The sequence below is a fragment of the Mycobacterium sp. HUMS_12744610 genome, from assembly GCF_041206865.1.
In the GTDB taxonomy this organism is placed as follows: domain Bacteria; phylum Actinomycetota; class Actinomycetes; order Mycobacteriales; family Mycobacteriaceae; genus Mycobacterium; species Mycobacterium servetii.
The window spans coordinates 5,230,739-5,253,767 of record NZ_JBGEDP010000001.1 but is presented as its reverse complement, the minus strand read 5'-3'; the positions used below and the strand labels follow the sequence as shown (position 1 = coordinate 5,253,767).

The following is a 23,029-nucleotide window of genomic DNA, read 5'->3' as shown; positions in this document are numbered from 1 at the left end:
CATCGGCGCCTTTAGATCAACTCGTGGCTGGTCAGCCAGCGCATCACCGGCCAGCCGACGAACACCGGCAACCAGCAGGTGAGCACCCGGTAGAGCAGCACCGACGGCACGCCGATGGCCGCGGGCACGCCGAACGCGGCCAGACCACCGATCAGCGCCGCCTCCACCGCCCCGACGCCGCCGGGTGTCGGTGCCGCGGAGGCCAGCGTCCCGCCGACCATCGTCACCACCGTGACGCTGACGAACGACGCGCCGCCGCCGAAGGCCTCGATGCTGGCCCACAGCGCCAACGCGGCGCCGAGAGTCGTTCCGGCACAGCCGAGCACGATCAGCCCCAGGCGTTTGGGCTCGCGGGCGACATCGACGAGGTCGGCGCCCAACTCCTGCAGCTTGGGGCGCACGTCCGTGGCCAGCCAGCGCCGCAGCTTGGGCACGAACAGGAACGTGCCCGCGATGCCCAGCGCCACGCCCGCGATCAGGTACAGGACGGTGGCGGTCGGGACGAAGTGGGAAAGGTCCGTCGACGCACCGGCCAGGGTGCTGAACAGAATGAGCAACGCCAGGTGCATGATCACCTGCACCGATTGCTGCAGCGCCACCGCCGTGGTGGCGCGCACCGCCGACAGCCCGCCGCCCTTTTGCAGGTAACGGGTGCTGAGCGCCAGTCCACCGACGCCGGCGGGCGTGGTGGTGGCGGCGAAGGTGTTGGCCACCTGCGCGACCGACAGCTTCCAGAAGTTCACCGACTCGTCGGCGCTCGCCCACAGGGCGGCCGCCGCGCCCACGTAGGTCAGCGCCGAGATCAGCAGCCCCAGCAGCGCCCACCACCAGTTCGCGGTCCTCAACTCGGAGAAGAACGTGGGCACGGTGCTGATGAAGGGGTAGGCGACATAGACGAGCGCCCCGAACAGCACCAGCTGGATGATCTGGCCGCGGGTGAACCGGGTGATGGTTTCGGTTTTGATCTGGTCGGCGCCCGTTTGCCGCTTGACCTCGGCACGTGCGCTGGAGATGGTGGCGCCGGCGTTCGGCAGCGACTTCCGAAGCCGTTTGGGCACAGCGATTTTGGTGAGCCTGCGCGAGGCGGTCAGGATGGCGTCCTCGCCGAAGACGCCGATCGCGGCGCCGACCGCGGACTCCGCGTCGAACAGCGCCGTCGTGGTGACCAGGAGTTGGGCCAGGTCGGACTGGAACTGCGCGTCGGTGGCGCCGTACTCGGCGGCGCCGAACCCGCCGAACAGCACCGCGCCGTCGGCCACCGTGATCTCGCGGCCGCGCAGATCCCCGTGGGAGATCTGATGGTCGTGCAGCGTGCGCAGCGCCTCCCACACCCGCGCGACCGGGACCTCGGGCGCGCACTCGTCGAGCGTCCTACCGCGAACGGGGTTGTGGGCGTAAAGCATCCAGTCGCGCGCCAGCGGCGTCACGGCGATCGTCGAGGTGTTGGCGACGCCCGCGTCGCCGATGGCGATTGACATCAGGGCGCGGTGTTCCACGGCGCGGCGCATCGAGGCCACCAGGGGCGCGGTCTCGTTGTCGCGCAGCCGCACCTTGCGCCAGATCTGGCGCAGTGCGCCGCCGCTGCGCTGATGGGGCCCGTAGAGCTCCATCACCGCCGAGGCCGCGGCCGCCGAGTCGGCATTGGCCGACGCGGCGCGCAGGACCAGCGGCCCGGCGCCGGCCGGTCGGACCACGGTCAGCTGCGACACGAAGAACCCGCGCCGGGCCATCGCCCGGACCGCGCTGTCGAGCGGCACCTCGAGGGCGGGGGTGCCGACGGCCAGCACCACCAGCGCCCCGACCAGCCACCCGACGGCCAGCCCCAGCAGCGAACGCGCCGGCACTATCGCGCTGATGACGAGGTGGATCGGTACGAAGGCGAGCAGCAGCGCCCACCACCAGCGCCGCCAGCGCGCCGGCAGCCAGGGGCCCGAGACCGTCAGCACCGCCGCCAGCATCGCGATCCACCGCGGATCGTCGAGGAACTGGGCGGGCATCGTGGTGAGCCGGTCGGACAACTCGAAGTGCCATCGGGGTGCCGCGATGTGGTTGCTGCTGATCGACAGCAGGACGACGGAGACTATCCCGGCCCCCGCGTAGGCGCCCAACAGCTTCCACTGCCGGGAGAAGATCAGGCCCATCAGGATCACGAACGGCAGCGCCACGATCGCGAATCCGTACACCAGGTAGACCGCGTCGGACTGCGCGGGCGACAACACCCCGACGATCTGGGAGACGGACCTCTCGAGCGAGACCCAGTCGGGCCGGGTGATCAGCGAACTCGTGATCACGGTGGCAAGGAACAACGCGGCCAGGGCCAGTCGCAGGATGTCGTTGGTCCGCCGGATCAGCGGTTGCAGCAAGTTGCCGGAAACACCGATGTCGCACCCGTCAACTCGCATGCTTCAAGTGTCCCTTGAGATCCTTCGGATCAGCGCCGCACGCGCGGCAGCCCGGCGTCAGGGTAACCCGCCCCGCAAACCGGACTGCCGGGCGAGGATGCCTTCGGCGGCCGCGCGACCGCACGGGTTCGGGCCCGCCCGTCCGGCGACACGCTGGTCTTACCACTTGACGTCTGGCCAACTGGCCCACAGACTTGCCGCATGGCGCTGCAACCGGTGATTCGCCGCTCGGTGCCCGAAGAGGTCTTCGAGCAGATCGCCGCCGACGTGTTGAGCGGGGAGATGCAGCCCGGTGCGGCCCTGCCCAGTGAGCGCCGGCTCGCCGAGGTGCTGGGCGTATCGCGGCCCGCCGTCCGCGAGGCGCTCAAGCGGCTCTCGGCGGCCGGGCTGGTCGACGTGCGCCAGGGCGGCGTCACCACGGTGCGCGACTTCCGGCAGCACGCGGGCCTGGACCTGTTGCCGCGGTTGCTGTTTCGCAACGACGAGCTCGACGGCGCGGTCTTCCGCAGCATCCTCGAGGCCCGGCTGCGCAACGGTCCGAAGGTCGCCGAGCTGGCGGCCGAACGACACGGGCCCGACCTGGCGGGGCTGCTCGAGAACTCGCTGCGCGCCCTCGAGTCGGAGCCGGACCCGCTCGAGTGGCAACGCCGTGCGCTCTCGTTCTGGGACCATGTGGTCGACAGCGCCGGATCGATCGTGTTCCGGTTGATGTACAACGCGTTTCGCGCCGCATACGAGCCGGCGATCGCCGCCGTGGCCCCGGGGCTGACCGCCGAAGGTAACCGCCCGGAGATCTACCGGGCCCTGGCCGATGCGATCTGCGCCGGCGACGGGCCCGGCGCGAAGGACGCCGCCCACCACGCGCTGGAACTGGCGAATGCGGCCCTGCTGGACGCACTCGAGCGCCGGGGGAAGCGGCAGTGAGCACCCCCGCGGTGATCACCACTTACCTGCGCGGCCAGATCCAGCCGGGAGTCGACGCCGTCGGCGGATTCTTCCGGACCTGCGTGCTGACCGGTAAAGCGCTGTTCCGGAGGCCCTTTCAGTGGCGCGAGACGATCGAGCAGGGCTGGTTCATCACCAGTGTGTCGCTGCTGCCGACCCTCGCGGTCGCGATTCCGCTGACCGTGCTCATCATCTTCACGCTCAACATCCTGCTGGCCGAGTTCGGAGCCGCCGACATCTCCGGTGCGGGCGCGGCGCTGGGCGCGGTCACCCAACTGGGCCCGCTGACCACCGTGCTCGTGATCGCCGGCGCCGGGTCCACGGCGATCTGCGCGGACCTGGGCGCCCGCACCATCCGCGAGGAGATCGACGCGATGGAGGTCCTCGGCATCGACCCCATCCACCGGCTGGTGGTGCCCCGCGTCGTCGCCGCGACCATCGTCGCGACCCTGCTCAACGGTGCGGTGATCACCATCGGCCTGGTCGGCGGTTTCATCTTCGGCGTTTACATCCAACACGTTTCGGCGGGCGCCTACGTCGGCACCCTCACCCTGGTCACCGGCCTGCCCGAGGTGGTCATCTCGGTGGTCAAGTCGGCGACGTTCGGAACGATCGCCGGGCTGGTGGGCTGCTACCGCGGCCTGACCACCAAGGGCGGTCCCAAGGGCGTCGGCATCGCCGTCAACGAGACGCTGGTGCTGTGCGTGATCGCGCTGTTCGCGGTCAACGTGGTGCTGACGACGATCGGTGTCCGGTTCGGAACGGGGCGCTGAGATGTCCACCGGTGTCGTCGCACGGGGCCGCTTCCCGCGCACCGCGGCCACCATCGGGCGCTACGGAGGCGGCACGGCGCGCCGGTTCGAGCGGATCGGGATCTTCGCGCGGTTCACCCGGATCAGCGTCTGGCAGATCGGGTGGGCGCTGCGCCGCTATCACCGGGAGACGCTGCGGCTGATCGCCGAGATCGGTATGGGAACCGGTGCGATGGCGATCGTGGGTGGCACGGTCGCCATCATCGGGTTCGTGACGCTGTCCGGCGGATCGCTGATCGCCATCCAGGGCTTCGCGTCGCTGGGCAACATCGGTGTCGAGGCGTTCACCGGATTCTTTGCCGCACTGGCCAACACGCGCGTCGCCGCGCCCATCATCTCCGGCGTCGCGCTGGCCGCCACGGTCGGCGCCGGCGCCACCGCGCAGTTGGGTGCCATGCGGATCAGCGAGGAGATCGACGCGCTGGAAGTCATGGGCATCAAGTCGATCTCGTTTCTGGTCTCGACCCGGATCCTGGGCGGGCTGGTGGTGATCGTGCCGTTGTACGCGCTGGCCCTCGACATGGCCTTCACCTCCGGGCAACTCGTCACGACGGTGTTCTACGGCCAGTCCAACGGCACCTACGAGCACTACTTCCGCACCTTCCTGCGACCCGAGGACGTGGGCTGGTCGGTGCTCGAGGTCGTCATCATGGCGGTGGTGGTGATGATCACCCACTGCTACTACGGCTACACCGCCAGCGGCGGGCCGGTCGGGGTCGGTCAGGCCGTCGGCCGCTCGATGCGTTTCTCCCTGGTTTCGGTGGTGCTCGTGGTCCTGCTGGCCCAGTTGGCGCTCTACGGCGTCGACCCGAACTTCAACCTCACGGTGTAACGCCATGACGACGCCGGCGATGCGGACCGACAGACGCGTGTGGCTGTATGTGGAGGCCGTGGTCCTGCTGTCGGCCTGCGGGCTGGTTATGGCGTTGGTGTACCTGCAGTTTCGTGGCGACTTCACACCCAAGACGACCCTGACGATGGTGGCTTCGCGGGCGGGGTTGGTGATGGAACCGGGGGCGAAGGTCACCTACAACGGGGTGGCGATCGGCCGGGTGGCCGGCATCTCGGAGATCGAACGTGAGGGCAGACCGGGGGCCAGGCTGTTGCTGAACGTAAACCCCCGCTACATCGAGCTGATCCCGGCCAACGTGGTGGCCAACATCGAGGCGGCCACCCTGTTCGGCAACAAGTACGTGGCATTGAGCGCACCTACAAACCCTGCGCCGCAGCATATCTCGACACACGATGTCATCGAGGTGCGGTCGGTGACGACCGAGTTCAACACGTTGTTCGAATCGGTCACCTCGCTCGCGGAGAAGGTCGACCCCGTCGAGCTGAACGCGACGCTGTCCGCGCTGGCGCAGGCGCTGAACGGGCTGGGCGACAGGTTCGGGGAGGCGCTGGTCAACGGCAACCAGATTCTGGCGCAGCTGAACCCGCGCATGCCCGCGTTCCGGCACGACGTGCGGCGGTTGGCTGACCTGGCCGACGTTTACGCCGGCGCCTCACCTGACCTGTGGGGCTTCCTGCGGAACGCGTTGACCACCGCGCGCACACTGACCAGACAGCAGAACGATCTGGACGCGGCGCTGTTGGCGGCGGTCGGGCTGGGGCACAACGGCGAAGAAATCTTCGCCCGGGGCGGGCCGTACCTGACGCGCGGGGCCGCCGATCTGGTGCCCACCGCGCGGCTGCTCGACACCTACAGCCCCGAGCTGCTCTGCACGGTCCGCAACTTTCACGACGCCGCACCCAAAGTCGCCCACGCCGTCGGCGGCAACGGCTACTCGCTGGCGGCGGCCGGAACCGTCGTCGGGGCCCCCAACCCGTACGTCTATCCCGACAACCTGCCGCGGGTCAACGCCCGCGGCGGGCCCGGCGGCGAGCCGGGCTGCTGGCAGACCATCACCCGCGACCTGTGGCCGGCGCCATATCTGGTGATGGACACCGGTGCCAGCATCGCGCCGTACAACCACTTGGAGCTCGGCCAGCCGATGTTCACCGAATACGTCTGGGGCCGCCAGTACGGGGAGAACACGATCAACCCATGAGAACCACCGGCACAGCGATCAAACTCGGCGTCCTCTGGTCGGTACTGGCGGTGTTCACCGTGGTGATCATCGTGGTGTTCGGCCAGCTGCGGTTCGACCGCACCACAGGGTATTCCGCGGTGTTCACCGACGCGAGCGGGTTGCGCGCCGGTCAGTTCGTCCGCGCGTCGGGGGTGGAGGTCGGCAAGGTCTCCAAAGTGGCCCTGATCGCCGGGGACAGCCGCGTCCTGGTGGACTTCGCCGTGGACCGCTCGCTGCCGCTGGACCGGGAGACGACGGCGTCGATCCGCTACCTCAACCTCATCGGCGAACGCTACCTGGAACTGGGCCGCGGCGACAGCGGCGAGCGGCTGGCCCCGGGCGCGACGATCCCGATAGAGCACACCCGGCCGGCGCTGGACCTCGACGCGCTGATCGGCGGGTTCCGCCCATTGTTCAAGACGCTGGACCCGGAAAAGGTCAACGGCATCGCCCAGTCGGTCATCACCGTGTTCCAAGGGCAGGGTGCCACCATCAACGACATCCTGGACCAGACCGCGTCGCTGACCGCCGCGCTGGCCGACCGGGACAAGGCGATCGGCGAGGTCGTCACCAACCTGAACACCGTGCTGGCCACCACCGTCAAGCACCAGAAGGAGCTCGACGGGACGGTCGCGAACTTGGAACTGCTGATCACCGGGCTGAAGAACCGGGCCGATCCGCTCGCCGCGGCGGCGGCACACCTGAGCGAGGCCGCGGGCACCCTGGCCGCCCTGCTGGGTGACGACCGCCCGGCGCTGCACGGCACCCTGGGATACCTCGAGGACGTCGCGCAGCCGCTCATCGACGACCAGCCCGCCCTCGACGACGTGCTCGAGAAACTGCCTTCGGCCTACCGCGTGATCGGCCGCGCCGGCGGTATCTACGGCGACTTCTACAACTTCTACCTCTGCGACATCGCCATCAAGGTCAACGGTTTACAGCCCGGCGGCCCGGTGCGCACCGTCAAGCTGTTCGGGCAGCCCACCGGGAGGTGCACGCCGCAATGAGAACGCTCACGGAGGTCAACCGCGGCCGCGTCGGGCTGATGGGCGCCCTAATCACGCTGCTCGCCGTCGGCGTCGGGCAAAGCTTCACCAGCGTGCCGATGCTGTTCGCCACACCGACCTACTACGCGCAGTTCGCCGACACCGGCGGCATCAGCACGGGTGACAGGGTGGAGATCGCCGGGGTGAACGTCGGCCTGGTGCGCTCGCTGGTGATCCGCGGAAACAGCGTCCTGATCGGATTCTCGTTGCCCGGCAAACGGATCGGGACCCAAAGCCGCGTGGCGATCCGCACCGACACCTTTCTCGGCCGCAAGGACATGCAGATCCAACCCCGCGGCTCGGAACCGTTGCGGCCGAACGGCATCCTCCCATCGGGACAGACCACTACGCCCTACCAGATCTACGACGCGTTCGTCGACGTCACGAAGGCGGCGACGGACTGGAACATCGACGTCGTCAAGCGGTCGCTGAACGTCCTGTCGGAGACCTTCGACCAGACCGCTCCGCACCTGAGTGCGGCCCTCGACGGGGTGGCCAAATTCTCCGAGACCATCGGCGGGCGCGACGAGCAGATCAAGCAGCTGTTGGCGAACGCCAACAAGGTCGCCGGCGTCCTCGGCGACCGCAGCGAACAGGTCAACGGCCTGCTGGTCAACGCCAAGACGCTGCTGGCCGCCTTCCGGGAGCGCAGCCAGGCGCTGAGGATTCTGCTCAGCAACGTGTCGGCGGTGTCGGCCCAGGTGTCCGGTCTGATCAACGACAATCCCCACGCGCACCACGTGCTGCAGCAGTTGGGCACGGTCAGCGACGAGCTGGTCAAACGCAAGAACGAACTGGCCGACGTGCTGGTGCTGCTCAGCAGGTACGCCGCATCCCTGACGGAGGCCGTCGCCTCCGGGCCGTTCTTCAAGGCGATCGTGGCGAATCTGCTGCCCTACCAAGTCCTGCAGCCGTGGGTCGACGCGGCGTTCAAGAAGCGGGGCATCGACCCGGAGAACTTCTGGCGCAGCGCCGGGTTGCCGGCGTTCCGCTGGCCCGACCCCAACGGGACCCGGTTCCCCAACGGCGCGCCGCCGCCGGCGCCGCCGGTGCTCGAGGGCACCCCGGATCATCCGGGACCCGCCGTCCCGCCGGGATCGCCGTGTTCGTACACGCCGCCGGCCGGCGCGTCGCCGCGGCCCGCAAACCCGCTGCCCTGCAAGGTGTCCGATCAAGGCCCCTTCGGTACCGTCGCGGGCGGCTTCCCCGCGCCGCCGGACCTCCAGGTGTCGCCGCCCAATCCCGACGGGGCGTCGCCCACACCGGGGGTACCGAGTGCGGCGCGGCCCGGCGAGACGCCGCCGGACGTCCCGGGCACCCCCGTTCCCCTTCCGACGCACGCGCCACCGGGGGCGCGCACCCAACCACTGACGGGTGGTGAGCAGCCATGAGCACCATCTTCGACATTCGCAACGTGCGGTTGCCGAAAGTGTCGGGCAGGGCAATGGTCGTCGGAGTGCTCGCGGTGGTGTTCGTCTGCATCGCGGCGGTCGCGGGGGTGCAGCTCTACCGGAAACTGACCAACACCACGGTCGTCGCATATTTTTCCGAGACCCTCGCCCTGTACCCCGGCGACAAGGTCCAGATCATGGGGGTGCGGGTCGGTTCGATCGATGCGATCGAGCCACTCGGCGACAAGATGCGAGTCACGCTGCACTACAGCAACAAGTACAAGGTGCCCGCCCGGGCCACGGCATCGATCCTGAATCCCAGCCTGGTGGCATCGCGCACCATCCAGCTCTCACCGCCCTACACCGGCGGGCCGGTGCTCGAGGACGGCGCGGTGATCCCGATCGAGCGCACCCAGGTGCCCGTCGAGTGGGATCAGCTGCGCGATTCCATCAACGGGATCCTGCGCCAACTCGGCCCGACGGCCCGGCAGCCGAAAGGGCCATTCGGTGAGGTCATCGAAAAGGCGGCCGACAACCTGGCCGGAAAAGGCAAGCAGGTCAACGACACCCTGAACAACCTGTCGCAGGCGCTGACCGCGCTGAACGAGGGCCGGGGCGACTTCGTCGCGATCACCCGAAGCCTCGCGCAGTTCGTCGGCGCGCTGTACCAGAACGACCGGCAGTTCGTCGCACTCAACGCCGACCTCGCCGAGTTCACCGGCTGGTTCACCAAATCCGACCATGACGTGGCGGACACGGTGGGCCGGATCGACGACGTTCTGGCAACCGCCCGGAAGTTCGTCAGCGACAACCGGTCCGCGCTGACGCACGACGTCGGCAACCTCGCCGACGTGACCACCACGATCCTGCAACCCGGGCCGCGCGACGGCCTGGAAACCGCGCTGCACGTGCTGCCCACCTTCGCGGGCAACTTCAACAACCTCTACCACCCGTTGAACAGCTCGCTGGTGGGCCTGTTCGCGTTCCCGAACTTCGCCAACCCGCTTCAGTTCGTCTGCAGTGCCATCCAGGCCGGCAGCCGACTGGGCTACCAGGACTCGGCCGAGCTGTGCGCGCAGTATCTGGCGCCGGTGCTGGACGCCATCAAGTTCAACTACCTGCCCGCCGGCGCGAACTTCTTCAACTCGCCGGCCACCCTGCCCAAGGAGGTGGCCTACTCCGAACAGCGGCTGCACCCCCCGCCGGGGTACAAGGACACCACCGTCCCGGGGATCTTCGCGCGCGACACACCGTTTGCGCACGGCAACCACGAGCCCGGCTGGGTCGTGGCGCCGGGCATGCAGGGCACGCCGGTGCAACCGCCCACGGCGAACATGCTGACCCCGGAATCGCTGGCCGAGCTCATGGGCGGCCCGGACGCGCCGCCCCCGCCGCCGGGTGTGACCATGCCCGGTCCGCCGAACGCCTATGACGAATCCAATCCGCTTCCGCCGCCCTGGTACCCGCAGCCCGCCCACCCGGGGCCGGGCCAGTGAGCGCGGTACGCGCGGCCCGTCGGCGACCGGCGTGGGTGCTGGCCGTCCTGCTGGTGCCGGTGCTGTTGACGTCGTGCACCTGGCGGGGCATCGCCAACGTGCCGCTGCCCATCGGCCAGGGCACGGGCGCCGACCACCTGACGATCTATGTGCAGATGCCGGACACGCTGGCGCTGAACACCAACAGCCGGGTACGGGTCGCCGACGTGTGGGTCGGCACGGTGCGTGCGATCAGGCTGAAGAACTGGATCGCGACCCTGACGTTGGACGTGGACCCCGGCGTGCGGCTGCCGGCCAACGCGACGGCGAAAATCGGTCAGACCAGCCTGCTGGGCACCCAGCACGTCGAGTTGGCCGCGCCGAAGAACCCTTCCCCGCAACGGTTGCGGAGCGGCGACACCATCCCGTTGAAGAACGCCTCGGCCTACCCCACCGTCGAGCGGACGTTGGCCAGCATCGCGGTGATCCTCAACGGCGGCGGGATTCCGAACCTCGACGCGATCCAATCCGAGGTCATCGACATCCTCGACGGCCACGTCGACCAGGTTCGCGAATTCCTCGGGCGCCTGGACACGTTCACCGCCGAACTGAACCGGCAGCGCGGCGACCTGACCCGGGCCATCGATTCGACCAACCAACTGCTGGCCATCGTCGCCGACCGTAAGGACACGCTGGAGCGGGTGCTCACCGAGATACCACCGCTGATAAAGCATTTCGCCGATACCCGCGCCTTGTTCGCCGACGCCACCGAGTCTCTGGGGCGGTTCAGCGACGCCGCCAACCGGGCGTTGGTCGCCACCCGGCCCAACCTGCACCAGAGTCTGGCGGCGCTGCAGCGGCCGCTCAAGCAGCTCGGCCGGGCCTCGCCGTACGTGGTGGGCGCGCTGAAGCTGGGCCTCACAGCACCGTTCAACATCGACGACGTGACGCAGGTGATCCGCGGCGACTACGTCAACGTGTCCGCCACGCTCGACCTGACCCTGTCCACCATCGACAACACCACGCTCAGCGGAACGGGTTTCTCCGGGGCCTTGCGGGCCCTCGAGCAGTCGTGGGGACGGGATCCGGAAACCATGATCCCCGACGTCCGCTACACGCCCAACCCGAACGACGCCCCGGGTGGGCCGCTGGTGGAAAGGGGTCGATGAAAGATGTTGACCCGCATGATCAAAACCCAGCTGGTGGTGCTGGCGGGGGTCGCCGTGGCCGCGGTGGTCGTGCTGGTCTGGTACTACCTGCAGATACCGAGCCTGGCCGGCGTCGGGCGCTACACGGTGTATGCCGAATTGCCGCAGTCGGGCGGCCTGTATCGCACGGCCAACGTCACCTACCGGGGCATCACCGTCGGCAAGGTGACCGGCGTCGAACCGACCCGGCGCGGCGCGCGGGCGGCGATGAGCATCGACGACCGCTACCAGGTCCCCGCCGACGCGTCGGCCAACGTCCACTCGGTCTCGGCGGTCGGCGAGCAGTTCATCGACCTGGTGTCGAGCCGCAACCGCGGGCCGTTCCTGCGCGACGGGCAGACGATCACCAAGACCACCGTGCCCAGCCAGATCGGCCCGGCGCTCGATGCCGCCAACGAGGGCCTGGCGGTGCTGCCCAAGGACAAGGTCGCCGCACTGCTCCACGAGACGGCCCAGGCCGTCGGTGGGCTCGGGCCGGCGCTGCGGCGGCTGGTCGACTCCGCCCAGGGCATCGCGCACGACTTCCGGGGCAGCCTCGACGACATCGACGACGTCATCGCGCGCTCGGCGCCGATCATCGACAGTCAGGCCGATTCCGGCGACAACATCGGGCGGTGGGCCGCCAATCTGAACACGCTGGCCGCGCAGACCGCACGGCAGGATCACGCGATACGCGACATCCTGGCCAACGCGGCGCCGACCGCCGAGCAGGTCGACGCCGCGTTCGGTGACGTGCGGGAGTCGCTGCCGCAGACGCTGGCCAACCTGGAGGTCGTGCTCGACATGCTTAAGCGCTATCACCACGGCGTCGAGCAGGCGTTGGTGTTCTTGCCGCAGTCGGCGTCCATCGCCCAGTCGGTGACGGCGCAATCTCCCGGCCAGGCCAACCTGGGCGTCGGCGCGATCGCGCTGAACCAGCCGCCGCCGTGCCTGACCGGATTCCTGCCGGCCTCCCAGTGGCGGGCACCGGCTGACACCACCATCGCGCCGCTGCCGGCCGGCACCTACTGCAAGATCCCCATGGACGCGGCGAATGTGGTTCGCGGAGCACGCAATTACCCGTGCGTGGACGTGCCCGGCAAGCGCGCCGCGACCCCGCGCGAGTGCCGAAGCCCCAAACCCTATGTGCCGATGGGTACCAATCCGTGGTACGGGGACCCCGATCAGATCCTCACCTGCCCCGCGCCGGGCGCGCGTTGTGACCAGCCGGTCAAGCCGGGCAACGTGATTCCGGCGCCGTCGGTCGATAACGGCCTCAACCCGCTGCCCTCGGACCGGGTGCCGGGCACGCCGCCGCCGCTCAGCGATCCGCTGCAGCGGCCGGGTTCGGGGACCGTCGAGTGCAACGGCCAACAGCCCAACCCGTGCGTCTACACTCCGAACGCCGTGCCGACCGCGCTGTACGACGTGCGTAGCGGCAAGGTCGTCGGGCCCGACGGTGTGGTGTATTCCGTGGAGAACTCGGGTCATCTCGGCGACGACGGGTGGAAGGAAATGCTCGGGCGGACGGGCTGATTCGGCCCCGGGTGACCGAAGCCGCGGGCGCCGACGTCAAGCCCCGGCTTCCGGATCGGGGGCGGCGCCCTCCTCGGCGTGGCCCGCATGCCCGCGCCACTTCCGGTATCCGCGCCGCGCCGCGAACGCGCCGACGATGGCGGTGACACACCACACCGCTATCGCCGAGTACGCCAACGGCGACGACAGGTTCCCGATCGACGCGCCCAGCACGGTGTAGACGAAAGCCCGGGGCAGCGAACCGATGAGCGCGCCGACGCCCATCTGCCACAACGGAACTCCGAACGCGCCGAACGCATAGGAGGCCAGCGCGTCGGAGAGGCCGGGGACGAACCGCTGACCGACCACCGCCCACAGCCCGCGGCGTTCGATCAGCGCGTCGAGCCGATCGGCGCGCGCCGGCCCCAGCAGCGCCCGCGCACTGGTGCGGCCGGCGCGGCGGCCGACGAAGGCGGCGACGACCGCGGTGCCCGCCGTGGCGCCCAGCGTCACGCCGATCCCCACAAAAGGCCCGAACACCAGCCCGCTGCCCGCGGCGAGCATCGGGCCCGGCACGAACACCGCGCCGAGCAGGGCCGCGGCCACGGCATAGGCCAGCGGCGCCGCCGGACCCGTCGCGGCGACCGCGCCGCGCACCCGCCCCACGTCGACGACATGCGCCACGGCCACCAGATAGAACAGCACGAGCAGAAAGACCGCGAACGCGGCGAGCCGCACGACGTGGCGCCGCCGCGGCGCCGGCGCGGATTCGTCTTCACCAACCATGTCGACCATGCTGACCGGAATTCTCACACCTGCGAGCCGGGCCGCGTGAGCGATCCCGGCGGCATGTTAGTGTCCGACGGGGTCGATTCGGGGAATGCAAAAGCCGGAAGGGGCTCGTGGACGTGGGTTCGAACATCACGTGGCACCAACACAGTGTCACCCGCGCCGACCGCGAACGCCTCAACGGCCACAAAGGGTGCGTGATCTGGTTCACCGGGCTGAGCGGCGCCGGCAAGAGCACGCTGGCCAACCTGGTGGATCGCAAACTCTACGAGCGGGGCGTCCGCAGCTATGTCCTGGACGGGGACAACGTCCGCCACGGTCTCAACGCCGACCCGCACACCCTGACCGCGACGCACGGCGAGGAATTCGCCGGTCGCTTCGGGCTGGACTTCTCCGCGCAGGCGCGCGAAGAGAACATCAGGCGAATCGGTGCGGTGGCGCAGTTGTTCTGCGACGACGGCATCGTGGCGCTGACCGGCTTCATCAGCCCCTATCGCCGCGACCGCGACCGGGTCCGCGCCTCACTGGGCGCGGGCGACTTCATCGAGATCTTCGTCGACTGCCCCCTCGAGGTGTGCGAGGAACGCGACCCCAAAGGCCTCTACAAGAAGGCCCGGGCCGGGGAGCTCAAGGGATTCACCGGAATCGACGACCCCTACGAGGCCCCGCTGAACCCCGAGATCAGGCTCGACGCGCAGAAGGACCCGGACCTGCTGGCCGAGGAAGTGGTTTCCTACCTCGAACAGGTGGGCGTCATTTCCGACGAGCCGGCCGTCTGAGCGTTCCGCGGCCTCAGCCCCGCAGTCGTTGCCGCAGTCCCGTCGCCCGCACGGCGCGGCGCCCGATCGCGGCACGCACCGCATCCGGTGACCCCACCACCCGGACCCTGGTCTTGGCGCGTGTCACGGCCGTGTAGAACAACTCCCGCGTCAGCAGCCGCGAATCCTGCGGCGGCAGCAGCACCGTCACCTCCTCGGCCTGGCTGCCCTGGCTCTTGTGAACGGTCATGGCGTGCATGGTCTCGACGTCACCGAGGCGGCTGGTCGCGAAGCTCGCCGCGCCGGCCGCGCCGGCGATGACGGCTCGCAGACCGTCCGGTCCGGCCACGGCGACACCGGTGTCGCCGTTGTAGACGCGCAGGCCGTAGTCGTTCGCCGTCACCAGCAGCGGGCGTCCCGCATACCAGTCCGACCACGGCGGCTGGCCCGTCTCCTCGCAGATCCAGCTCTGCACCGTGGCGTTCCAGTGGGCCACCCCGAAGGGCCCCCGCCGGTGCGCACACAGCAACCGGTGCTCGTCCAGCCGTGCCAGCGCGACGTCGGCGGCGCCGAGCAGGGCGGCTTCCCGCAGCCGCAGCGCGTGCGGGACCAGCACCGCACGCAGGCGCTGCGACGGGTCCTCGCCTTCGGCGCACTCGAGGAACTCGACGTCCGCGGCACCCGAGCGCAGCACCGACAGCGCCCGGTCGGCGTCCCCGACGCGGACCGCGTCGGCCAGTGCGCCGATCGATCCCCCGAAGCGGTGCGACGTGCGCAGCGCCGCGACGCGCACGTCGTCGCGCGCGGACAGGCCGTCCACCAGGTCGGCCAGCACCGCCCCGGCCTCCACCGACGCCAGCTGGTCGGCGTCACCGACGAGTACCAGCCGCGCGTCGGGGCGCACGGCCTCCAACAGTCGCGCCATCAGCGTCAGGGAGACCATCGACATCTCGTCGACGACGATCAGGTCGTGCGGCAGCCGGTTGGAGCGGTCGTGGCGAAACCGGGTCGAGCTGTCGGGCCTGGAACCGAGCAGGCGGTGCAGCGTGACCGCGTTCAGTTCGGCCAGCCGAGCGCGATCGACCGCGGCAAGCCCGGCCAACTGATCGGCCACCGCCTCCTGCAGCCGGGCGGCGGCCTTGCCGGTCGGCGCGGCCAGCGCGATGCGGGGCCGCGGCTCCCCGGCGAGCTCGGCCCGTTCGGCGGCCAGCGCCAGCAGCCGCGCGATCGTCGTCGTCTTGCCGGTGCCGGGGCCGCCCGTGAGCACCGTGACCGGTTGACACAGCGCGATTTCGGCGGCCCGGCGCTGTTCGGGGTACGCGGCGGGGAAGAGTCGCTCGGGGGCGGGCGCAGCGGGCGCCGGCCCCCGGGCCAGCAGCGCGAGCAGGTCGTCGCGCACCTGCGTCTCCTCGCGCCAGTACCGGTCGAGGTAGAGCAGCCGGTCCGCGTCCAGGCGCAGGACCGGCGGCTCACCGAGCAACGGGCTGGCCCGCACCGCCGACAGCCACGCCGGGGCGTCGGGCCACGGCAACCCGGCAGAGCCCACGGTCTCGGCGGCCGTCGGCAGATCCAGGCACACCGACCCGCCCCGCAGCGCGCGCACGACCAGGGCCACCGCGAGCGCCACCCGCTCGTCGGGCTCCTTGCCCAGGGCGCAGAGCCGCTGTGCCACATGGATGTCGGAGACATCCAGAACGCCGGCCTCGTTGAAGGCCCGCAGCGCGCCGGTGGCGCCGATGGCGACCTCCGTTTCGGTGGTCGTCACGCGGCCCGCCTCCCCTCGTCGAGCAGATCCGACAGCGCGGTCACCAGCCCGGCCGGTGGCCGCCAGCTGAAGACGCCGCACGGGTGCCCGTCGACCACCGGGGTGTCCACTCCGCACATGCCCCGCACGTAGAGGTACAGCACCCCGCCCAGGTGCGTCCGGGGGTCGTAGCCGGGCAGGCGCCACCGCAGAAAACGGTGCGCAACAACGACATACAGCAGCGCCTGCAGTGGGTAGTCCGAATGCAGCATCGCCTCGGCCAGCCGCGCGAACCCGTAGTCGGAGGCGCTGTCGCCCAGCTGGTTGGTCTTGTAGTCGACGACCAGGTACCGCTGCCCGGGCAGCCGCAGCACCGCGTCGATCGAGCCCGCCAGGTACCCGCGCAGCGGCTGCGCCCCCCACCCCGCCGACATCAGGCGGTCGGCGTAGGCCGCCAACGGGTCGGCGGCGTCCAGGTGCTCGCCCAGCAGCTCACCCACGTCGCGCAGGTGGACATCGGGGGCACCGCCGCGCAGGTCGCCCCCGGCCAGCGGGATCTCGAAGTCCATCTCCCGCAGGCGGTCCCGCACCCCGATCCGCCGCAACGTCGCGCCGGGGGCCAGCGGTCCCAACGGCGTGTCGTGCATCGGCACCAGCGCGGCGCCCAGTGCGTCGGCGTCGGCGTCGACCGGCCACCACGCCGACTGCCGCCGCACCTGCTCCGTCAGCTCGGCGGCCAGGTCGGGCGCCGACGGGTCGGCCGTCTCGAGCACCGCGTGCACCAGCGAGCCGAACGCCGCCCCGGCCGGCATCGCGGCCAGCGGGGAGGCCGGATCCCCGGCGCCGCCGGCGCCGGGCACCGTGACGACGACCGCGTCCACCTCGTCGTCGCGCGCCGGTCTCGGGCTCGCTCGCCACGCCGAGCACCTCGGCCCCGCGCACCAGCGCCGAATACGACGTGCGCCGCCACGCGGTGTCGATCGTCCGGTGAAAGTGACGCACCGCCAAGTCCCCTGCGCGGACCGGACTTCGGGCCGCGGCGGCCGTGACGATCTCGGACTCCTCCACCGACGGGCCGCCCGCGGCCTCCCAGCGCCTGAACACCGCCCAGGCGTCCGCGTCGCTGATCCGCGGTGCGCACTGGTCCGGCACCTCCGCATCGTTCGGGGCGCGACCCCGCAACAGCCGCGAGAGGCCGCCGTTGACCTCGTCGCGGGTCGGCGCCCACCATGCCACCACCTGGGAGCATGCCCGGGTGAGCGCGACGTAGGTGAGCCGGATGTTGGCGCGCGCTTCCTCGGTGCGGTGCAACTCCTCGACCGCCTGGCGTTGCGGGCCGCGGCTCTTGCCGCCGACGTACAGGCAGCGGGCGTCGTCGTGGTCGTGATAGAGCAGGATGTCGCCGGTGCCGACGTAGCGGTTGAACGTGAACGGCAGGTACACGATCGGAAACTGCAGACCCTTGGCCACGAACACCGTCATGATCTGCACGGCCGCGGCGTCGCTGTCGAGGCGGCGGTCGCGTTCGGCGACGCCCCTGCGGGCGTCGCAGTGACGCCGCAGCCAGTCCCGCAGCGCGGGCAGGCCCAGGTGCTCGCGGTGCGCCGTCTCGTGCAGCAACTGCGCGATGTGGGCCAGATCGGTCATGTGGCGTTCACCGCCGCGCTCGCCCAGCACGCGACGGCCCAGGCCGGCCAGTTGCGCGGCCTCGAACACCGCCGCCACCCCGCGTCGGCGGGCGTGGTCGGCCCATTCGCGCAACGTGCCGGCCACCCGGTCGGTCAACGCATCACCCTCGGCGGCAAGGTTTTCGGCGGTCGCACCGAAGAACATCGTGCAGGCCGCGGCGCGGACCAGTCCGCTGCGCTGCGGCGCGTCGAAGGCCTCCAGCAGGCACAGCCAGTCTTCGGCGGCCCGGGACTTGAAGACATCGGTGTCGCCGGTGTAGACGGCCGGCACGCCCGCGCCGGCCAGCGCGTCACGGCACGCGCGCGCGTCCTCGTGCCGCTCGACGATCACCGCGATGTCACCCGCCCCGACGGGCCTCCCGTCATAGGTCGCCTCCCCGGCCAGCAGGGCCGCGATGTCGGCGGCCAGGTCTTTCGGGATGTGGCCGCGCAGCGCGTCGATCGGGATGGTGTCGGTGCCGGTGTAGCCCAGGGCGGGGCGGGTGACGACGCGCAGCCGAAACGGCGCGTTGTGCGGTGCGCCGGCCAGCCGGTGCCCGTCGTGGTGGGCGCGGATGTCGCGCACGACGATGTCCGGGTGGCCCAGCGTCGCGCCGCGCAGCACGGTCTGCAGGCTGTCGACGAGGACCTTGTCGCTGCGCCAGTTGACGTCCAGCGTGTAGCGCGCCCCGGCGCTGCGGGCCGCCCTGAGGTAGGTGTAGATGTCGCCGCCGCGGAAGCCGTAGATGGCCTGTTTCGGGTCGCCGATCAGGATCAGCGTGGCGCGCCCGGCGAACGCGCACTCGAGCACCCGCCACTGGACGGGGTCGGTGTCCTGGAACTCGTCGACCAGCACGATCCGCCAGCGTCGCCGCATCCGGTCGCGAGCCGGGGAGTCCGGTGCGTCGAGCGCCTTCGCGAGCCGGGTGAGCAGGTCGTCGTAGCTGAGGATGCGCAACCGGCGCTTGCGGTGTTCGAGCTCGACCCCGACGGCGGCGGCGAAGCGCAGCCGTACCTCGGCCGCCCCGCCCGGCTCGGGATCGAGCGGGCGCAGCTGCGCGCACGGGTCGCCCACCACGGTGCGGGCCAGGCCCAGCGCCTCCTGGTATTTCAGCAGCGGGTCGCCCTCTTGACGGCCGAACTCCGCGAGGTAGAGATCGTCGACGATCTCACGGATCAGGTCGTCGAGGTTCTCCTGCAACCGGACGCCGATGGCGGTGTCGCCGGCGACGCCGAGGGATTTCAGCACCGCGCCGCAGAACTCGTGCGTCGTGGCGATGGTGGCCGCGTCGAAGTTCGCCAGCGCGTCGCGCAGCCGCGCCCGCCGCAGGGCGCGCTCGCCGGCATCGACGCCCACCAGGTGGGCGACCAGATCGCTGCCGGGCGGCACCCGGCCCGCCAGCGCGGCGATCGCCTTCACGATCTGGTCGCGCACCCGGTCGCGCAGTTCCCGGCTGGCGTTGCGGTTGAAGGTGATCAGCAGCATCTCGTCGAGTGTCGCGCCGGTCTCGGCGAGATAGCGGGTCACCAGCCCCGCCAGCGCGAACGTCTTTCCGGTGCCGGCGCTGGCCTCCAGCACGGTGGTGGAGGCCTCGGGCGGCAGCGCACCCATCAGGTCGAAGCGGTCCATCACGGGTTCCTCTCGCCGGCCAGCAGGGGCAGCCACACCCGCGCCGCCAGCGCGCCCAGCCGGGTGTCCTCGCCGGGTGCCTCCTCGCCCGGGCGGGGCGCGCCCAGCAGCACCGAGAGCGGCGCGCCCTTGCCCCACACCCGCACGTGTGCCCGCTCGGCGTCGTCGCCGGGGTGAAAGCCCGTGCTGCGCCACTTGTCCTGGGCGGCCGCGCGGGGATCCTCGCCGTCGCGGCGGGCCTCGGCCCACGCGCAGGACGTCTTCAACGGCAGCGGCAGCGGCTCCCGCCGACCCGTGTCGTAGAGCGCCACCAGGTCGCGCAGCACCCCCACCGGGTCCGGCGGTGGCACGAAAAGCCGTTGCGCGATCCGGTTCTTGCTCTTACCGCGGCCGATGCACAGCGCCGTCCAGCGGCCCCCCGGCCGCTGCGCCGCCAGCGCGACCAATCCGATCCACGACACCAGCACGTGCTTGGGCGCCAGCTTCGAGTAGCTCACCGCCACCGAGCGCGGGCCGAAAACCGGTGTGAGCGTGCCGGTGAGCCGGCGGCCGCCGCCCAGGGCGACGTCGACGTCGTGCGCGTCGTCGTCGCCGTCGCGATACCGCAGTGCCTCCACCGCCAGGTCGTGCGCGCGGTCGCGGATCTCCGTCGCCTTGCGCATGCCGAGCCGGCCCGGTGGCAGCGTCCCGCGACGCCACTCGGCATTGGCCGCGGCGTCCGGATGCATGCCGTGCAGCATGTCGCGCAGCATCCGCTCGCCGACCGTCCACTCCTCGAGCGCGTCGATCTCCACCGGCATCGCGTCCTCGACGGTGTCGACGTCCCACGGCAGCGTGCAGTCCAGCGCGCGGAAGAACCCCTTGACCGGGTCTTTGAAGAAATCCAGCAGGTCGGCCAGCGAGACGTCGGTGGGAGACACCGCCGGCAGCGGACCGCTGATGAAACCAGTTGGCGCACAGCGCTTCCCGGCCGCGGCTTCGGCCGCTGCCAGTGCGGCGGGGTCGAACGTGAACGGCCGGCCGGGAACCAGGTCGCCCGGCCTGACGTTCCGGACGTCGAAGGGCTGCAGCGGATGACGGGTCACGACCTGCTCGCGCACCGGCGCCTGCGTCGTCCGGTCCAGCGCGTCGAGCACCTCGGCCAGCGGCACCGCCGGCGGGCACGGGTGGCCGGTGTGCTCGTCGGCGCCGGTGTAGGTGATCACCAGGGTTTCGGTGGCCGCGCCGATGGCGTCGAGCAGCAACTGCCGGTCCTCCGAACGGATATCGCGCTCGCCGGTCCGCGGGTCACGGTCCAGCGCGTCGTCGCCGTCGGGGACGTGATGGCGGGGGAACACCTTGTCGTCGAGCCCGACCAGGCATACCACCCGGTGCGGCACCGAGCGCATCGGCACCATGGTGCACACGGTCAGCGTGCCGGTGCGGAAGTTGGCCCGGGTGGGCCGCCCGGCCAGGTGCTGATCGAGCAGGGCGCGGGCGTCGGCCAGCAGCAGCGGCGTCGAACCACGAGAACCTGCCTGCCGCAACACCTCCGAGAACTCCCGCTGCAGCTGGGGTTCCTGCCAGGTCTCCGCGGGGCGGGTCAGCATGCCGACTCCCTCGGTCAGCGCGTCCAGCCAGCCGGTCAACGGCTTGGTGCCACTGAGGTTTTCGGTGACGTGGTGCAGCCGCCCGACGAATTCGGCCAGCCGCCCGGCCAATTCCACCTCGTTGCTGCCGACGTCGTCGAGCGGCAGCGCGGTGTCCAGCCACGCCCGCGAGTCGTCGGACATGGCCACACCGGTCAGGACGCGGTCCAGGCCGAAACGCCAGGTGTTGTGCACGACGTGGCCGAGCCCGTACGGCCGGCGGTGCTGCTGGTCGAAACCCCATCGGATGTTGGATTCGCGCACCCAGTCGGTGATCGCGTCGAGGTCCTCGTCGGTGAGCCCGAACCGCGCGCGCACCGGGGCGGCCTGCGCGAGGTTGAGCACCTGGCCGGCGGTGGCCCGGGTGCCGGCGAGGGCGAGCAGTTCGGCGGCGACGCCGAGCAGCGGGTTGGTCTGGGTCAGCGCACGGTCGGCCAGCCTGACCCGTAGCTGGTGCGACGGGTGGCCCTGGCCCGCCGCTTCGCCGAGCCCGAAGCCGGCGACGAACAACGGCGCGTAGCTCTCGATGTCCGGGCACATCACCACGATGTCGCGGGGCTGCAGGGTCGGGTCGTCGTCGAGCAGGCCCAGCAGCACCTCGCGCAGCACGTCGATCTGACGGGCCGGGCCGTGACAGGCGTGCACCTGCACCGAGCGATCGCCGGGGCGCAGCGCGCGTCCCCCGGGCCGGAGCGCGTTGGCCTCGATGTCGGATTGCAGCCAGCCCAGCAGGGTGTCGGATCTGGTTGCGGTGCCCAGGAATTCGTCGGTGGCCGGGTCGGCGGGCAGCGAGCGCTGAAGCTCGCGCAGGTCGCGCCCCAGCGTCTCGAGCAGCGGGTGGTGCGCCGCGCCGCGGCTGCCGTCCTCGCGGCGGGGCACCACGCCGTGCAGCCCGTCGAGTGCCCGCCACAGCGGGTCGCTGGGGTGCGGCAGCCACAGGTGCAGGTCGTGGTGGGCGGACAGCGCCCCGAGCAGTTCGATGTCGGTGCGCGCCAGCCGGGTGTGCCCGAACAGCGACAACCGGGCCGGCAGGTCGGCCGGGCCCGCGCGCAGCCGGGCCACCGTCTTCTCGTGCCGGACGTGCGGGGGATCGGCCGGCGCGACGGCCACCAGTGCCCGCCACAGCTGCGGCTGCCAGGCCAGGTCGGCCTCCACGTCGCCGGCGCCGCCGTGCAGCCACCCGGCCAGCAGCCGTGGACGTTGCCGGGCGTAGGAGGCGAACAGGCCGGCCAGCCGGCGCGCCACCGCGTAGCGGCGGGCCCGGCGCAGTTCGGCCTCCATCTCGTCGGTGTCGAAGTGGCCCAGATGCGTTGCCAGGGTCCGGCACCACGGCTCGTCCAGCGAGCAGTCGATCACCTGCAGCAGCGGCCAGGTCATCGCCTCCGGCGACCACGGATCGTCGTCGGCGCGGCCGGGGACTCCGCAGAGCTCGGCGACCAGCGCGCCGGGGCTGCGGAACGCGACCGCGGCGCACACCCCGTCGCCGCGACCCGGCCTGCGGCCCAGCACGCGCGAGAGCCGCTGGCTCAGCCAGCGTTCCACGCCCCGGGCCGGCACCAGCACCAGCTCCTCGGCGAACGGGTCCGGCAACGGGTCGGCCAGCAGGGCCGCGAGCCCGTCGGCCAGCAGGTCGGTGCGCCCGGCACGGTGCAGATGAAGCGCCATCGGCTGCACATTAGCTGCCGGCGCCGACACGGCGGGGAGGTTCTGCCCCACGGGGATCGACGGCGCCGGGGGGACTACGAGGTGTACCGCCCGTGGTGGCAACAGCGCGTCGTCGACTTGGGCGGCCGGATGGGCTTCGTGCGGCTGGCGCGCGCGACCGGCGTGCCGATCGTGCCGGTGGCCGCCGTGGGCGGGCAGGAGACGGCGCTGTTCCTCGCCCGCGGGCAGGGATTGGCCATGCTCCGACGGGGGGCAGCGTACGCCCGCTTCGCCGCCCGCGCGCCGGTCGCGGGAGTGCATGCT

At 71.0% G+C, this 23,029-nt stretch carries 14 protein-coding genes and 2 pseudogenes; 11 read left to right on the top strand and 5 right to left on the bottom strand.

Annotated features, from left to right (window positions below; translation table 11 throughout):
• Positions 1-11 precede the first annotated feature (11 nt).
• The gene (locus AB8998_RS25515; RefSeq protein WP_369740726.1) at positions 12-2,402 is read right to left on the bottom strand and encodes a lysylphosphatidylglycerol synthase domain-containing protein; all 2,391 of its coding nucleotides are present in this window, start codon (positions 2,400-2,402) and stop codon (positions 12-14) included.
• Between the two features lie 201 nt (positions 2,403-2,603).
• Here AB8998_RS25515 and AB8998_RS25510 point away from each other — a divergent pair, with 201 nt between their 5' ends.
• From AB8998_RS25510 to AB8998_RS25470, 9 genes are read left to right on the top strand one after another with little or no spacing between them, the layout of a single operon-like run.
• Complete coding sequence (locus AB8998_RS25510; RefSeq protein ID WP_369740724.1) at positions 2,604-3,326, top strand: FadR/GntR family transcriptional regulator; 723 nt, start codon at positions 2,604-2,606, stop codon at positions 3,324-3,326.
• A complete protein-coding gene (locus AB8998_RS25505) occupies positions 3,323-4,120 on the top strand; it encodes an MlaE family ABC transporter permease (RefSeq protein WP_369740722.1) in 798 nt (265 codons plus the stop codon). Before AB8998_RS25510 ends, AB8998_RS25505 begins: the two co-directional genes overlap by 4 nt.
• 1 nt (position 4,121) lies before the next feature.
• Complete coding sequence (locus tag AB8998_RS25500) at positions 4,122-4,991, top strand: ABC transporter permease (protein WP_369740721.1); 870 nt, start codon at positions 4,122-4,124, stop codon at positions 4,989-4,991.
• A gap of 4 nt (positions 4,992-4,995) precedes the next feature.
• Positions 4,996-6,210: an MCE family protein gene (locus AB8998_RS25495; protein WP_369740720.1), complete on the top strand. Its 1,215-nt coding sequence runs from the start codon at positions 4,996-4,998 to the stop codon at positions 6,208-6,210.
• Positions 6,207-7,238, top strand: coding sequence for an MCE family protein (locus tag AB8998_RS25490; protein WP_369740719.1), 1,032 nt, complete (start codon positions 6,207-6,209; stop codon positions 7,236-7,238). The genes AB8998_RS25495 and AB8998_RS25490 overlap by 4 nt, the downstream gene beginning before the upstream one ends.
• On the top strand, positions 7,235-8,668 hold the full coding sequence (locus AB8998_RS25485; protein ID WP_369740717.1) for a virulence factor Mce family protein: 1,434 nt from the start codon (positions 7,235-7,237) through the stop codon (positions 8,666-8,668). Before AB8998_RS25490 ends, AB8998_RS25485 begins: the two co-directional genes overlap by 4 nt.
• The gene (locus AB8998_RS25480) at positions 8,665-10,164 is read left to right on the top strand and encodes a virulence factor Mce family protein (protein ID WP_369740715.1); all 1,500 of its coding nucleotides are present in this window, start codon (positions 8,665-8,667) and stop codon (positions 10,162-10,164) included. Before AB8998_RS25485 ends, AB8998_RS25480 begins: the two co-directional genes overlap by 4 nt.
• A 35-nt stretch (positions 10,165-10,199) precedes the next feature.
• Positions 10,200-11,312 (top strand): virulence factor Mce family protein, encoded by a 1,113-nt coding sequence (locus AB8998_RS25475; RefSeq protein ID WP_369741759.1) that lies wholly within the window; start codon positions 10,200-10,202, stop codon positions 11,310-11,312.
• A 3-nt stretch (positions 11,313-11,315) separates the two neighbouring features.
• A complete protein-coding gene (locus tag AB8998_RS25470) occupies positions 11,316-12,866 on the top strand; it encodes an MCE family protein (RefSeq protein WP_369740714.1) in 1,551 nt (516 codons plus the stop codon).
• Positions 12,867-12,902: 36 nt separating this feature from the next.
• Here the strand turns inward: AB8998_RS25470 and AB8998_RS25465 are convergent, their stop codons facing one another.
• Positions 12,903-13,631: a TVP38/TMEM64 family protein gene (locus AB8998_RS25465; protein WP_369740712.1), complete on the bottom strand. Its 729-nt coding sequence runs from the start codon at positions 13,629-13,631 to the stop codon at positions 12,903-12,905.
• A 122-nt stretch (positions 13,632-13,753) separates the two neighbouring features.
• On the opposite strand from AB8998_RS25465, the gene cysC reads away from it, so the two are divergent.
• Positions 13,754-14,413: an adenylyl-sulfate kinase gene (gene cysC, locus AB8998_RS25460; RefSeq protein ID WP_369740711.1), complete on the top strand. Its 660-nt coding sequence runs from the start codon at positions 13,754-13,756 to the stop codon at positions 14,411-14,413.
• A gap of 13 nt (positions 14,414-14,426) precedes the next feature.
• Here the strand turns inward: cysC and recD are convergent, their stop codons facing one another.
• From recD to recC, 3 genes and pseudogenes are all read right to left on the bottom strand, one after another.
• Positions 14,427-16,157: an exodeoxyribonuclease V subunit alpha gene (gene recD / locus AB8998_RS25455; protein WP_369740710.1), complete on the bottom strand. Its 1,731-nt coding sequence runs from the start codon at positions 16,155-16,157 to the stop codon at positions 14,427-14,429.
• Positions 16,154-19,433: pseudogene (gene recB / locus AB8998_RS25450) on the bottom strand (exodeoxyribonuclease V subunit beta). The gene recD and the pseudogene recB overlap by 4 nt, the downstream one beginning before the upstream one ends.
• Complete coding sequence (recC, locus tag AB8998_RS25445) at positions 19,433-22,726, bottom strand: exodeoxyribonuclease V subunit gamma (RefSeq protein ID WP_369740709.1); 3,294 nt, start codon at positions 22,724-22,726, stop codon at positions 19,433-19,435. Before recC ends, recB begins: the two are co-directional and overlap by 1 nt.
• Positions 22,727-22,795: 69 nt before the next feature.
• Between recC and AB8998_RS31720 the strand changes: the two are divergent.
• Positions 22,796-22,969: pseudogene (locus tag AB8998_RS31720) on the top strand (glycerol acyltransferase); the annotation flags it as partial.
• Positions 22,970-23,029: the final 60 nt, after the last annotated feature.

Bases quoted from the DNA above. Each gene is read 5' to 3' on its own strand.
- AB8998_RS25515 (WP_369740726.1), bottom strand. From the start codon at position 2,402: ATGCGAGTTGACGGGTGCGACATCGGTGTTTCCGGCAACTTGCTGCAA.
- AB8998_RS25510 (WP_369740724.1), top strand. From the start codon at position 2,604: ATGGCGCTGCAACCGGTGATTCGCCGCTCGGTGCCCGAAGAGGTCTTC.
- AB8998_RS25500 (WP_369740721.1), top strand. From the start codon at position 4,122: ATGTCCACCGGTGTCGTCGCACGGGGCCGCTTCCCGCGCACCGCGGCC.
- AB8998_RS25495 (WP_369740720.1), top strand. From the start codon at position 4,996: ATGACGACGCCGGCGATGCGGACCGACAGACGCGTGTGGCTGTATGTG.
- AB8998_RS25490 (WP_369740719.1), top strand. From the start codon at position 6,207: ATGAGAACCACCGGCACAGCGATCAAACTCGGCGTCCTCTGGTCGGTA.
- AB8998_RS25485 (WP_369740717.1), top strand. From the start codon at position 7,235: ATGAGAACGCTCACGGAGGTCAACCGCGGCCGCGTCGGGCTGATGGGC.
- AB8998_RS25480 (WP_369740715.1), top strand. From the start codon at position 8,665: ATGAGCACCATCTTCGACATTCGCAACGTGCGGTTGCCGAAAGTGTCG.
- AB8998_RS25470 (WP_369740714.1), top strand. From the start codon at position 11,316: ATGTTGACCCGCATGATCAAAACCCAGCTGGTGGTGCTGGCGGGGGTC.
- AB8998_RS25465 (WP_369740712.1), bottom strand. From the start codon at position 13,631: ATGGTTGGTGAAGACGAATCCGCGCCGGCGCCGCGGCGGCGCCACGTC.
- recC (WP_369740709.1), bottom strand. From the start codon at position 22,726: ATGGCGCTTCATCTGCACCGTGCCGGGCGCACCGACCTGCTGGCCGAC.